The sequence below is a fragment of the Anaerolineales bacterium genome (assembly GCA_016928575.1).
Classification (GTDB): Bacteria; Chloroflexota; Anaerolineae; order Anaerolineales; family RBG-16-64-43; genus JAFGKK01.
Window position 1 is genome coordinate 1 of the sequence record JAFGKK010000019.1, and the last position, 12881, is coordinate 12881.

Below are 12881 nucleotides of genomic sequence, written 5' to 3' on the forward strand. Positions count from 1 at the left end.
CCTCTCCTGGCATAAGTCAGGAGAGGGGGAAGGGGTTGTGGGGTTGGGGGTGAGGAAAGGGCAGAGACGGGGGGCTGAGGAGATACATAATCTTTTCTTTAATATGTATCCCGCTTTCTCCAGGCTGTCCCGCACAAGCGCCAGCCGGTTCGAGGACACGAGTAACCGCCGTCCGGATCGGCGCGGATGCCCAGCCCGGACAAGGTGGCGCTTCATCGGCGGGATCACGCGGGCCGAAGGAAGGCGTTGGAGCGGATCTCCCATCCGCCGCATTCCGGTGCCTCCGAATATATCCCGCGAAGGCCGCGCTGTCCTGCGGAACCGTCAGCGGAAAGCGATCCGAGCGGGGAAACGGCCCGTTCCATTACCAAGAAATCCGCATTCGGGTACAATGTCGACCAGGCGCTTCGGTTGGAAAGACCGTACGCATCCGCATGATCGGCGCGAATTTTCCCCTCAGGAGACAACGCACCATGGGCATTCGAAAAGAAACCTTCGGCCATACCAAAGACGGCAAAGAAGTGTTCCTCTACACGCTGGAGAACGCCAAGAAATCCGTCATCAAAATCACCAATTGGGGCGGGATCGTGACCCACCTGCTGGTGCCGGACAAATCCGGCAAGCTCGACGACATCGTATTGGGATTCGACAGCCTGGAGCCGTACCTCTCCCGCCATCCGTACTTCGGGGCGATCATCGGCCGCTACGGCAACCGGATCGGCAAGGCGCAGTTCACGCTGAACGGGAAGCGGTTCGCGCTTTCCGCCAACGAAGGAAAAAACCAGCTGCACGGCGGGTTCACCGGGTTCGACATGGTCGCCTGGGAAGCCGCGGAACTGCCTTCCGGCGACGGGCTGGAACTGACCTACCTCTCCAAGGACGGGGAAGAGGGGTTTCCCGGAAATCTGCGGTGCACGGTCAAGTACGTGTTCAACGACAAGGACGAATTTTCGATCGAGTATGCGGCGACGACCGACAAGCCGACCGTCGTCAACCTGACCCAGCACAGCTATTTCAACCTGGAGGGCGCGGGCAACGGCGACATTCTGAACCATTCGGTGACGATCAAAGCCGATAAATTCACGGTGGTGGACGCGGAACAGATCCCGACCGGCGAGCTTAAGTCCGTGAAGGGGACCGTCATGGATTTCAACCAGCCCCGGGTCATCGCTTCCGGGATCGGGGAAGCCGGCGGGTACGATCACAACTACGTGCTTTCCGAGACTTCCCCCCGCCCGCTTTCCCTGGCGGCCGCCGTGACCGAACCCGGGAGCGGCCGCAAGATGGAAGTGCTGACCACCGAGCCGGGAATTCAATTCTATACCGGCAACAACCTCGACGGGTCCGTCAAGGGCAAAGGCGGCAAAACCTATCCCAAGCACGGCGGGTTGTGCTTGGAAACCCAGCACTTCCCGGATTCGCCCAATCAACCGGCGTTTCCAACAACGGTACTCAATCCCGGGGATAGGTACCACACGCAGACGGTCTACCGTTTCAGCGCGTGAGGCCGGAGGGCGGGTTTTCCAAAGCAACAAGATAAGCCGGCTTCCCCGCATCCGCCCTCCCGGCGCCTTTCCCGGAATTGCTCCGGGACCGGATTTCCAGCCCCGCAGTGGCGGTAGATGGGGGGGATTCATTCATATCTATCCATCTCGAGAGCTGGGCCGGGAGCAGGAAGAAAAAGAGTATCTCCTCAGCCCCCCGTCCCTGCCCTTTCCTCACCCTCAACCCCCAAAGCCCCTTCGCCCTCTCCTGACATAAGTCAGGAGAGGGCGAAGGGGCCAGGGGATAGGGGATAGGGGTGACAATGGTAAAGAACAGGATTTCATTTCAATATTTCTGAGGCTGAGTAGCTACGTAAAAAAAGCATTTCCCGGTTACCCTCTTCCCCGGATCAGACTGAGGAACAATCGAAACATCAAATGATCCGCTGGCGCCACCGTATTCCCGATGGCGCCGTTTTTTCGCCCCGAGCGGAGTGCGGCGAATTCTATGCATCACCCCTGTTACGAACGAATGGCCGAAAGGCTATAATCCTCCCCATCCCCGATCCGCATCCTGAACCGACGATTCCTTCCGGGAGAAGCCATGGCGGAATTCACCAAGAACGGGAACGCGCTGGTCTACCGGTCCGGGTATGAAATCCTGAAAGTGGAACCCTGGGGGCGCAACGGGGTCCGCGTCCGCGCGACGAAGAATCCATCCTTCCGGGAAGATTGGATCGGCGCGCTGCTGGACTCCGGCGAAAATCCGGCCGGGATCGAAATCCATGACAGCGGCGCCGGCCTTCGCAATGGAATCCTTGCGGCGCGCATCGGAACGGAAGGCGAACTCTCTTTTTGGAACCACAAAAGCGGCGAAGAGCTGCTGCGCGAGCAGCCGGTCCACAGCTTAACCATCCCCGCCCGCCATTACCGCGAACTGCAGGGGGGCCTGTACCGCGTCGAAACCGGCTTCCGACCGCACGAAGGCGAACGCCTCTTCGGCCTCGGTCAGCACCAGCACGGCCGGCTCGATCAGAAGGGATGCGTCGTCGATCTTATCCAGCGGAACACGGAGGTCGCGGTCCCCTTTGTGCTCTCCAGCCGGGGATATGGCTTTCTATGGAACAATCCGGCCGTCGGGCGGGTGGAACTCGGCCGAAACGCCACCCGCTGGGTGGCGGAAGCCTGCCCCCAATTGGATTATTGGATCACCGCGGACGACGATCCCAAACGGATCCTCGCGAATTACGCCGACGTCACCGGTCATGCGCCGATGCTGCCCGAATGGGCCGCCGGTTTCTGGCAGTGCAAACTGCGCTACGCCAGCCAGGCGGAACTGGAAGCGGTGGCCGAGGAATATTCCCGGCGCAAGCTGCCCCTCTCGGTGCTGGTCATCGATTTCTTCCATTGGACCCGCCAGGGCGATTGGCGGTTCGACCCGCACGCCTGGCCGGATCCCGCCGCCATGGTTCGCAAGCTGGAAAAGCTGGGGGTGAAGGTGATGGTCTCGGTCTGGCCGACCGTCAACCGCCACAGCCCCGCCTTCGAGGAAATGCGGCACAGCGGATTCATCCTCCGCAACAAAGCCGGCTCGCCCGCCCATTCGTATTTCACGGATATCGGGGACGAGGATGGAACGTACGTGCATTTTTATGATTCGACAAATCCGGCCGCCAGAAAATGCATCTGGGAAAAGGTCAAACGGGGATACTACCTCCAGGGGATCAAAACGTATTGGCTCGACGCGTGTGAGCCGGAAATTGTCCCGTTCCATCCGGAAAACCTGGAGTTCTACTGCGGGGACGGGAGCGCCGTCGCCAATGCGTACCCGCTCGAGCACGTGCGCGGATTTTACGAAGGGATGCGCGCCGAAGGAGAGGAAGAAATCCTGTTCCTGTGCCGCTCCGCCTGGGCGGGCAGCCAACGCTTCGGCGCCGCCGTCTGGTCCGGGGATATCAGCTCCAGCTTCGAAGCCTTGCGGGCCCAGGTGCCGGCGGGCCTGAACATGGCCCTCAGCGGCATTCCCTGGTGGACCACCGACATCGGCGGGTTCCACGGCGGGGACGGGGCCGCGCCGGAATTCCGCGAGCTGATCGTGCGCTGGTTCCAATACGGCGCGTTCTGCCCGCTGTTCCGGCTGCACGGGCACCGCCTGCCGAATGCGGATATCTTCCACGGCGGGCCGAACGAGGTCTGGTCCTTCGGCGAAGAAGCCTACGCCATTTTTCGCGAGTACCTGATGCTCCGCGAACGCCTGCGGCCCTACATCCTGGATCAAATGCGCATCGCCCACGAAACCGGCCTTCCCCCCATGCGTCCCTTGTTTGTGGATTTCCCATCGGATGCGGACTGTTGGGCGGTCGAGGACGAATACCTGTTCGGGCTGGACTTGCTGGTGGCGCCGGTTCTGGACGCCGGCGCCCGAAGCAGGAGGGTGTACCTGCCCGCCGGCAGTTCCTGGAAAAACGCCTGGACGGACCAACCCACCCCCGGCGGGCGGTGGATCGACGCGGACGCGCCGCTGGAACGCATTCCGCTCTTCCTGCGCGGAAACGCCGCGCTGCCGATCCGGGGCGGATGAGCGCGCATATCATGACAAGACCGCTCGCCCGTTTCCTGTTCCACGAACGGTCCTGCCGCCGAGCAAGCCGCGAGGCCGGCCACTCCCAGGCCTCCACCGCATTAAAAATAATTGCCTTACCCGAATATAGAATGTATACTCGTTAACGCCGTTGACCATCATCCCGTCTGGAAATCCATGAAAAGGATGCCTTGCAACCTGAAGCATTCACTCCCGCATCGGCGATCCCTGCTTCGTGATCCGAGCGATGTTTTCAGCGTTCCATCTTTCATTCCTTCGGGGAGAATAATCCAATGGCCCGCTTAATTCCTTCCCCCATCGGCCGCTTTCCCGGTTTCGAATCCATCCCTGGAAACGGGCGGACCGCCTTCCGCCGGGAAGCGGAGGGATCGTGGACGGACACGCTCCATCCGGCGGGGTCGGCTTCCGGGGAAGGCCCAGGGCCGAAATCCGGAACCGCACAGGAAACCCCATATCTGAAATACCTGTTGCTCCTGGGCGGCATATGTCTATGCTGCCTGTGCATGGGCGTGATCGGATCCATCGGGGCGTATTACGCCTGGCGGGGCTCCGGCGGCGAGCCCGTCTCCGCGCAATCCTCCCCGCTTCCGGACACACCCGCGACCCGGGCCGCCGGAATAAAAATCGGCCTTTCCTTCCCCGACTTCGGGTCCGAGCGGTGGAAGAACGACGCCGAGTTGATGACGAAACTGCTGGAACAACAGGGCTATGCAGTCATCATCCAGGAGGCCGCCCACGACGTCAAGCTGCAGAACGATCAGATCGACCACATGGTCTCGCAGGGCGTCGAGGGCCTGATTGTCATCGCCGAGGACGGTTATGCCGTAGCCTCCGCCGTAGACCGGGCGGTCAAGGCCGGCGTGAAGGTCATCGCCTACGACCGCCTGATCATGACCGCCGGCATCTCCGCCTACATCTCCTTCGACAGCGTCGAGGTCGGGCGCCAGCAGGCGCTGGGCGTTCTGACGGCGCTGGGCATCCCGGGCGGGGATCAGTGGACGAAGAACAATCCCGCTAAAATCGTTTTATCCGGCGGATCCCCGACCGACAACAACGCCATCCGCATCCGCCAGGGCCAGATAAGCGGGATCGAGACCTACCTCGACGAGGGCATCGTCCGGATCGTCGCCGATCAGTGGGTCGATAATTGGAATCCCGCGACCGCCGAGAGGATGATGGAGAACATCCTCACCGCCCAGCAGAACCAAATCGACGGCGTGATCGCCTCCAACGACGGCACCGCGCTGGCCGAATTGGAGGCGATGCGGGCTCAAGGCCTGGCCGGCACAGTTCCGATCTCCGGGCAGGATGCCACCGCCGACGGCTGCAACAGCATCGTCAAGGGCGAACTGACCGTCACCGTGTTCAAAGACATCCGCCTGCTGGCGTCGAAAGCCGTGACCCTGCTCGTAACCCTGCTCAAGGGCGAAAACCCTTCCTATTTGCGCCAATACACGATCGCCGAACTGACCGTGGACAGCACCCGAACCGGAAGCGTGATGGTCGACTTCCTGCCGGTGGTTGCGGTCACGAAGGACAACGTCTACGAAGTCGTGGTCAAGAGCTGCTTCCAACCGTACGACGACGTGTACCGCGACATTCCGGATGGGGAGCGGCCTCCCCGGGTGAGTTGCGACTGATCTCCGCCGCTTCCGCGGAAACCGATCGGGCATCCCGGCTCCCCTGCGTATCCGTCAATGCTTCGACATCCGCCGGACCAGCGGCACTCCGGGAAGGCTCGGCTTCCGCCTGGATTCCGATTTTCCGGTTGAAAAATATGCCGGCGCCGGGAGGAAGTTCCTATTACGCGGAACCGGCCGCACCGGCGCCGACCCAAACGTTCATCTGCGATTCGCCGCGGTTGCCCCACAGCGCATACGGGATAAAGCATAACGGACGGCCGTCACCGGTTGTCCCCCGCAGGACATGAATTCCGCCGAGCAGTTCCGGCGCCGGCTCGGCTCGCAGTGAGGACGGATCCGCTTGGCAATCGAACAGGTCGATCCCCGGGTTGTCGACGCTTTCCAGGCAATAGACCAGCGGGCCGCGCGTCACGGCCGCCTTGCCGCGGTGCCCCTTCACGCGCGGGTGGGCGCGCCGCAGGGCGATCCCCATATCAAAGCGGACACTCACCACGTCCCCCGGCGACCAGAGCCGGTTCAGCGCCAGGAATCGCGCCGGACGCGGATCGTAGCCCTGGGCGGTGGGCGCGAACGCCGCCGTGGAAGGCGGCGCCTCCCACGGCTCGCCGTTTACGGCCACGGCGGTTTCCTTGCTCCAGGAAGGCAAACGGATGTGTAGCGGGAATTCCACCGGGGTTTCCGGGATCAACCGGATCGCCGCGGTTCCATCGAAAGGCAAGCCGGATTCGATTTTCACCCCCAATGGCCCTTTCGCCTCCACCGGGCCCTCGCACCCGATATACTGATGAATCCAAAAACCCTTCCGGTCGGTGGAAAAAACATACTTCGCCAAATCCGCCCAGGTCCGCGAAAGGTTGGAGGGACAGCAGGGCACGCCGAACCAGGGCCGGCGCGTCACCCCGCCCCGGCAGGCCAGCGGATTGTTGTACAGGTAGCTCGTCCTATCCAGCCCCATCCCGACCGAGGCGGCGTTATAAAGCTGCCACTCGAGCAGGTCGCTGTACTTCGCCTCGCTTGTGGCGAGTGCCATTTCCCAGTTCCAGAAAATCCCCGCCAGGGCGGCGCAAGTCTCGGCGTAGGCGAATTCCGGATCGAGCTCGTAATCCCGGCCGAATCCTTCCATTCCGGGCAAGGAACCGAGCCCGCCGGTGACGTACATCCGGCGCGAAACCATGCGCTCCCAGCTTCGTTCCAGAGCGGACAACAGGCCTGCCTCCGGCGCGAGCCGGTCCAGCATCGCCGCGGCGGTTTGCAGATACCCAAAGCGAACCGCATGCCCCATCGGGACGGTCTGCTTTCTGATCGGTGCGTGCTGTTGAAAATATCCGCCGGTGAGGGCTCCGGCCAGCCAGCGGACCTTGGTGCCAGCCGGCTCTTTGGCTTGATTGGGGGGCGGAAGCCGGAAGGGCGCATAACCGGGATGGGCCGCGAGGTAATCTCGCCGCCGCCGTTGGATGATGGAGCCGCGCTTTTGCGATCCGAGGTATTGGCGCAGGAAGGAAAGCGCGAAGAAGGGGGTCCGCCCGCGCCGTTCGAGGAACTGGCGCGCCAAATTCAGGTAAGATTCTTCACCGGTCAGGCGGAACAAACGCAACAAGGCGATCTCGATCTCCTCGTGGCCGGTGGTCCACTCCGGACCTTTGCCGAGGAATTCCCGCACCAGCAGGTCCGCGGCGGCTTCGGCCACCCTCAGCGATTCCGCACTGCCGGCGGCTTCGTGGTGGGAGAGGCAGGCTTCGATCAGGTGGCCGTGGCAATAGAGCTCGTGCTCGATCTGCAGGTTCACCCAGCGAACGCCGGGGAAATGGATCTGGTTGTAGGTGAACAGGTAGCCGTCGGCGGTTTGGGCGCGGGCCACCAGTCCGAGGAATTCCTCCATCCGCCCCGCCAGTTTGGAATCCGGATGATGGATATAAACCCTGGCGGCGGCATCCAGCCACTTGTAGGCGTCGGAATCGGCGAAGAACCAGCCTTCGCGCCAGCCGGCCTTCTCCCCGGCGGCGATGCGGAAGTTGTCGATGCATCCGCTGGCTTCAAGCTGGTCCCATTGATGCCAAATCGCCCGGGCGGCGTTGGTCTCCAGGCGCGGGGACCAGTAGGGGTCGCGGATGGCGATTTGGCGGATCGAAAATTCCTGCATATGTCCCACGCTACAATCCCGGCCGCCGGTTCCGGTAACCTTCATGAGGATATTATATAGCCCAAGGAGTCCGATCGCACCTGCTTTTTTTCCGGGCGACGGCTCATCCATCCGTCCTCATCCCATTCTCCCAACGCCCGCCCTCACACTCGGCGATTGTATTTCATCGGGAAATGGAAAAAAGCTCCCGCTACGTGAAAAATACTTCGCCGCCGATGTGATATACTCCCTGCACGCGCCTTCCGGCAATCTCCTTCGATTTCATATATTTGCATAGAAACCCCGGCGGAAAGGGCTCTTCCCGCCGCCGTGGCAGCAACAGGGAACCATCCGCGCCATTAATTCGCAGGATAACCGCGGTCGATTTTTTTCTTTCTCTCTTCCGGCCGATCCGCCTTCGCCGGCGGCCCGGAAAAGGACCGGGCCGCTGAGGTTTCCATACAGGTGCCGCCCATGCCGCAGATCGAAGTAACCGACCTCACCAAAGTATTCCGCGTGCCCGCCAAGGTGCCGGGGTTCGGCGGGGCGGTAAAACACCTTTTCCTGCCGAAATACGAACGCAAAACGGCGGTGGACCACATCTCTTTTTCCATCGAGCCGGGCGAAAGCGTCGCCTATGTGGGACCGAACGGCGCGGGCAAATCCACCACCATCAAGATGCTCACGGGCATCCTCCACCCCACCGGCGGAAGCCTCGTTGTCCGAGGGCTGAATCCGTGGCATCAGCGCATCACCAACGCCAAGAACATCGGCGTGGTCTTCGGCCAGCGCACCCAGCTCTGGTGGGATCTTCCCGTGCAGGAATCCTTGCGCTTGGTGGCCGACATCTACGAAGTGCCGGAAGACCGCTTCCGCAAGAACCTGGGCGACTTCCTCGAAGTGCTGGATCTCGGACCTCTGCTCGCCCGGCCCGCCCGCCAGCTTTCGCTCGGCCAGCGGATGCGCTGCGACCTGGCCGCCTCGCTCCTGCACTCGCCGCCCATCCTCTACCTGGACGAGCCGACCATCGGCCTCGACGTGGCGGTGAAGGAGCGCATCCGCCAATTCATCCGCCGGCGCAACCGGGAAACCGGCGTGACGGTGCTTCTCACCACCCACGACCTCGGCGACATCGAGAATCTCTGCGACCGGATGATCATGATCGACAAAGGCAAGATCCTGTTCGACGGGCCGATCACGAAAATCCGCGATTGGTACGGCGGCGAGCGCGTCGCCGTGTTCATACTCTCGGAGGATTCGCCCCGCTCGCTTGAGGCGGCACGCGCCGCGCTCCCGGAACTGACCCCCGAGTCGGTCTGTTCCCCGGGGCCCTTCACGCTTTCGGTGAAATTCCTGGAGCATCAGATCACCGCCGCCGCGCTTGTTGCGCGCGTCATGGGAATCCTCCCGGTGGTGGATCTGCGCCTGGAGGAGCCGGATATCGAATCCATCATCCGGCAAATGTACGAAGGGACGCTGGATATCCGGGAAGGGACCGCATGAACGCCCCGGCCCTCCCCGCGGGGATCCGCACCCGCCCGCAATGGAAGTACCTTTCCCTGGCCGCCATGGCGATGCAAAGCACCCTGAACTACCGGCGCGTGTTGTTCGCCAACTTCGCTTCCAATCTGATCTGGGTGGTTATTTTCTACTTCCTCTGGCAGGCGGTGTTCGCCGCCAACGCGCAGATCGGCTACCTCAACTGGGATCGGATGCGCACCTACCTGGTTCTGGCATACGTGGCCACCATGCTGATCAACGGATCGAATTCGATCTGGACCGTGATCGCCTCGATCCGGTTCGGCGACATCGCGCTGGTCATCTCCAAACCTTACGATTTCTTCTTCGCGCATCTCGCCATGGTCATCGGTCCGATGCTCATCGAAGGGCTGTTGGCGGGCGGATTGGCCGTCCTCGGCGGGGGCTTCCTGCTGCACATCCTTCCCCCGGCCTCGCTCTCGGCCGCCGTCCTCTTCCTCCTCAGCTTGCTGCTGGGGAGCCTGACGCGTTTTCTGGTCCTCTACATCACCTCGCTGTTGTGCTTCTGGACCATCAATTGGCTGGGAATCTATTGGACCTATCTCGCGGTCACCAACCTGTTCTCCGGCGGGCTGATTCCCCTGGTGATGTTCCCGGATTGGTTGCGGACGGTCGCGATGGCGCTGCCGTTCCAGGCCATCATCAACACGCCGATCCTCATCTACCTGGGCGAGATCCGCGGGGCCGACGTTCTCTCCGCGATCGGCGTGCAGTTGTTCTGGATCATCGCGTTGTGGATCGTGAGCGCTCTGATGTGGAAGCCGTGCTTGAGGGCCCTCGAGATCCAGGGCGGATGACCGATGAAAAACGCGTGGCGAACCATCCGAATTTACGCCAAGCTCCAGATCCTGCACATGCGGGTCCACCTGGAATACGAGGCGGATTTCTGGATCGGGATTTTCGGCGCCTTCCTGCGCCACGTCGGCGGCTTTGTGTTCGTCCTGGCGCTCTTCAGCCGGATCCAATCGGTGGCGGGATGGTCGCTGTGGGAGCTCGCCTTCCTCTACGCGCTGGCCACGATGCCGCTCGGGCTGGTGGAAGTGCTGTACGACGGACAGTGGGAGATCAAGCGGCTGGTGTGGCGCGGGGAGTTCGACCGCCTGCTGGTGCGGCCGCTTTCCCCCGCACTGCAGGTGATCACGCAGATGTCTAGCATCCACGGCATGGGCTCGATCATCCTGGGGACGGGAATCCTGATTGGATCAGCCTCCGCGCTGCATCCCGCCTGGTCGGCCGGCAAGACCCTCTACCTGCTCTGCACGCTGGCGAGCTCGGTATTGGTCGTCGGCGGGATCAACTACATCTCCAATTGCTCGTTCTTCCTGGATCCGGGGGCGCAGGTGTCGTTCCCGATGCTGGTCCAGAACTCGATGGATTTCGCGCGCTATCCGCTGGAGTTGTATGCCCGCGCGGCGCAGTTGCTGGTCACCTGGGTGCTGCCCTTCGCCTTCATCGCCTATTACCCCACCCTTCTGCTCCTGGACAAGGCGGCGCCGCCGCCGCTTCTGAGCTACCTCTCGCCGCTTGCGGGGCCGGCCGTCACCCTGGCGGCTGCCCTGGTGTGGAAACGGTGCGTGATCACCTATCAAGGGACCGGCAGCTAGTGTAGTGTTCCGCAAATTCCCTTTAATATTTTGATTGTTCCAAGGGCTGTCTGGAAACGCCAAGTACACGCGGGCATGAAAACACCTATTCCATCGGAACACCGCCTTTCTATTGCGTCGTCATTCCTGTGCCTGTCATCGCGCTTCCCCTCGCGCCATCCCTCGCGCTTGCCCTCGCGCGAGTGCGCAGGTTCGGTTTGTCTTTGGAACCTGCGCGTTTACGAAGCGAGGGAGAGTGAAAAAGTTTCCATCTTTTTGGGAACTTTTTCGATCACGAAGCGAGGGCGTTTTTAGCGGGAAACCAGGGATTGGGAGGCGTGGATGCCCGCCAAGTATACGCGGGCATGACAAACCCATAAGCCTTTTCAGAAATTCAACGAATCCGCGAGACAAGATACTATGCTGTTGGTTCGCCGGCCATCCCCCCAATGCGCTTCCTCCCATCCCTTCGGAACGAGAGATAAGAACGCCGCCTTTGCGGCAGAGGAATCCAGGGGACGGGGCAAAGCGGCGACTTTGAAAGAATCACCTACCCCGCTTTCTGCAACCGTCCAACCCCCTGACCACCCCGCGCCTTTTCCCCTTTTCCGCATGGGGAGATGAGATAGAGGATCCGATGGGGCGGCTCCATTACGCCCCATCGGCGGGGGTAAGGGGGATCGGACGGATAAGCATGATGATCATTTCAACCGATACCGCTTAGCGAATCCGCTTTGCATCGGATCGATCCCGCCTTCCGGGGAAGTTGGGAATACCCATTTACCTTCTTTCCCGGCAAACCCTTTTTACGGTGCTCACCGCCGACAGCCGTGGAAAAAATATCGGATTGAACCCGCCATGGAATACGTCTCCTTTGATTGCCTATGCTATACTGAAACCATGGGCGCGTATTATTCCGACACCGCCCCCGCCATGGAAGCATTGCGGATCCGCCTGCTGTATGAGGAGCCGGCATGGCGAAAGATGGAATTGCTGGCCGGGCTGAATGCTTCCGCAAAAATCCTGGCATTCAGCGGCCTGCGCCGCCGGTATCCGAACGCCGGCCCGGAAGAACTGCGCCGTAGGCTGGCGGATCTTCTCCTGGGCGAAGAACTGGCCAGCAAAGTGTATGGGGAACTAAAAAATGTTTCCTGAACCGATCGCGGTCACCGCCAGGGTGACCGCGGTTTTGGAAACCCTAAACGTTCCCTATTTCATCGGCGGCTCCCTTGCCAGCACCCTGCACGGAATGATCCGAACAACCCAGGATTCGGATATCATCGCGCAATTGCGCGCCATACACATCCGGCCGTTCGTCTCGACGTTGCAAGACGAATTCTACGTGGATGAAGCCAAGATCGCCGGCGCCGTGACGGAACGATCAAGTTTTAATATCATCCACCGGGAAAGCATGTTTAAAGTGGATATTTTCATCCCGCCGGACCGCGCCTTCGCGAAAAAACAATTCGCGCGCGCCCGAAGGGAACTCCTCTCCTCCGATCCGGCCATTCAAGCATATGTTTCCACTGCCGAAGATACCCTGCTGGCCAAATTGGAATGGTTCCGAATGAGCGGCAAATCCTCCGAACGCCAATGGCGGGATGTACTGGGCATCTTAATGGTGCAGGCGGGGACGCTCGATCTTGAGTATCTCGCCGCACGGCCATGGAACTCAAGGTGGAGGATCTGCTTGAGCGCGCCCTGAAAGCGGCATAGCTCGCGGGTTTTCCAAAATCGCGATTGAAAACACTCTTGAGATCGCGGGAAACATCGCCTTCAATAAGGAGGATTCCCATGCTCACCGTTCTGGTGCACGCCCATGTCAAACCCGATTGCGTGGAAGCCTTCCGGGCGGCCAGCCTGGAGAACGCTTCGCATTCCGTGAAGGAGCCCGGCGTCGCGCGGTTCGAC

The 12881-nt window shown here is 61.3% G+C and carries 9 protein-coding genes; 8 read left to right on the top strand and 1 reads right to left on the bottom strand.

The window, feature by feature from the left end:
• Positions 1 to 473: 473 nt before the first annotated feature.
• The 3 genes from JW929_03410 (at position 474) to JW929_03420 (ending at position 5726) form a co-directional block, all read left to right on the top strand.
• A complete protein-coding gene (locus tag JW929_03410) occupies positions 474 to 1505 on the top strand; it encodes a galactose mutarotase (protein MBN1438434.1) in 1032 nt (343 codons plus the stop codon).
• A gap of 583 nt (positions 1506 to 2088) precedes the next feature.
• A complete protein-coding gene (locus JW929_03415) occupies positions 2089 to 4065 on the top strand; it encodes a glycoside hydrolase family 31 protein (protein MBN1438435.1) in 1977 nt (658 codons plus the stop codon).
• A gap of 524 nt (positions 4066 to 4589) precedes the next feature.
• Positions 4590 to 5726 carry a substrate-binding domain-containing protein gene (locus tag JW929_03420; protein ID MBN1438436.1) on the top strand — a complete coding sequence of 379 codons (1137 nt, stop codon included), beginning with the start codon at positions 4590 to 4592 and terminating at the stop codon, positions 5724 to 5726.
• 163 nt (positions 5727 to 5889) lie between these two features.
• On the opposite strand, the gene JW929_03425 is transcribed toward JW929_03420, so the two are convergent.
• Positions 5890 to 7878, bottom strand: coding sequence for a glycoside hydrolase family 127 protein (locus tag JW929_03425; GenBank protein ID MBN1438437.1), 1989 nt, complete (start codon positions 7876 to 7878; stop codon positions 5890 to 5892).
• A 444-nt stretch (positions 7879 to 8322) separates the two neighbouring features.
• Between JW929_03425 and JW929_03430 the strand changes: the two genes are divergently transcribed.
• The 5 genes from JW929_03430 to JW929_03450 all read left to right on the top strand — a co-directional run bounded on the left by JW929_03430 (position 8323) and on the right by JW929_03450 (position 12675).
• Positions 8323 to 9351, top strand: a complete 1029-nt coding sequence (locus tag JW929_03430; protein ID MBN1438438.1) for an ATP-binding cassette domain-containing protein — start codon at positions 8323 to 8325, stop codon at positions 9349 to 9351.
• On the top strand, positions 9348 to 10184 hold the full coding sequence (locus JW929_03435) for an ABC-2 family transporter protein (GenBank protein MBN1438439.1): 837 nt from the start codon (positions 9348 to 9350) through the stop codon (positions 10182 to 10184). The genes JW929_03430 and JW929_03435 overlap by 4 nt, the downstream gene beginning before the upstream one ends.
• A gap of 3 nt (positions 10185 to 10187) precedes the next feature.
• Positions 10188 to 10991: an ABC-2 family transporter protein gene (locus JW929_03440; protein MBN1438440.1), complete on the top strand. Its 804-nt coding sequence runs from the start codon at positions 10188 to 10190 to the stop codon at positions 10989 to 10991.
• Positions 10992 to 11828: 837 nt separating this feature from the next.
• The gene (locus JW929_03445) at positions 11829 to 12125 is read left to right on the top strand and encodes a hypothetical protein (GenBank protein ID MBN1438441.1); all 297 of its coding nucleotides are present in this window, start codon (positions 11829 to 11831) and stop codon (positions 12123 to 12125) included.
• The gene (locus tag JW929_03450) at positions 12115 to 12675 is read left to right on the top strand and encodes a hypothetical protein (GenBank protein ID MBN1438442.1); all 561 of its coding nucleotides are present in this window, start codon (positions 12115 to 12117) and stop codon (positions 12673 to 12675) included. Before JW929_03445 ends, JW929_03450 begins: the two co-directional genes overlap by 11 nt.
• Positions 12676 to 12881 lie beyond the last annotated feature (206 nt).

Coding starts and splice junctions, on each gene's coding strand:
- JW929_03410 (MBN1438434.1), top strand. CDS start 474: ATGGGCATTCGAAAAGAAACCTTCGGCCATACCAAAGACGGCAAAGAA.
- JW929_03415 (MBN1438435.1), top strand. CDS start 2,089: ATGGCGGAATTCACCAAGAACGGGAACGCGCTGGTCTACCGGTCCGGG.
- JW929_03420 (MBN1438436.1), top strand. CDS start 4,590: ATGGGCGTGATCGGATCCATCGGGGCGTATTACGCCTGGCGGGGCTCC.
- JW929_03430 (MBN1438438.1), top strand. CDS start 8,323: ATGCCGCAGATCGAAGTAACCGACCTCACCAAAGTATTCCGCGTGCCC.
- JW929_03435 (MBN1438439.1), top strand. CDS start 9,348: ATGAACGCCCCGGCCCTCCCCGCGGGGATCCGCACCCGCCCGCAATGG.
- JW929_03440 (MBN1438440.1), top strand. CDS start 10,188: ATGAAAAACGCGTGGCGAACCATCCGAATTTACGCCAAGCTCCAGATC.
- JW929_03445 (MBN1438441.1), top strand. CDS start 11,829: ATGGAATACGTCTCCTTTGATTGCCTATGCTATACTGAAACCATGGGC.
- JW929_03450 (MBN1438442.1), top strand. CDS start 12,115: ATGTTTCCTGAACCGATCGCGGTCACCGCCAGGGTGACCGCGGTTTTG.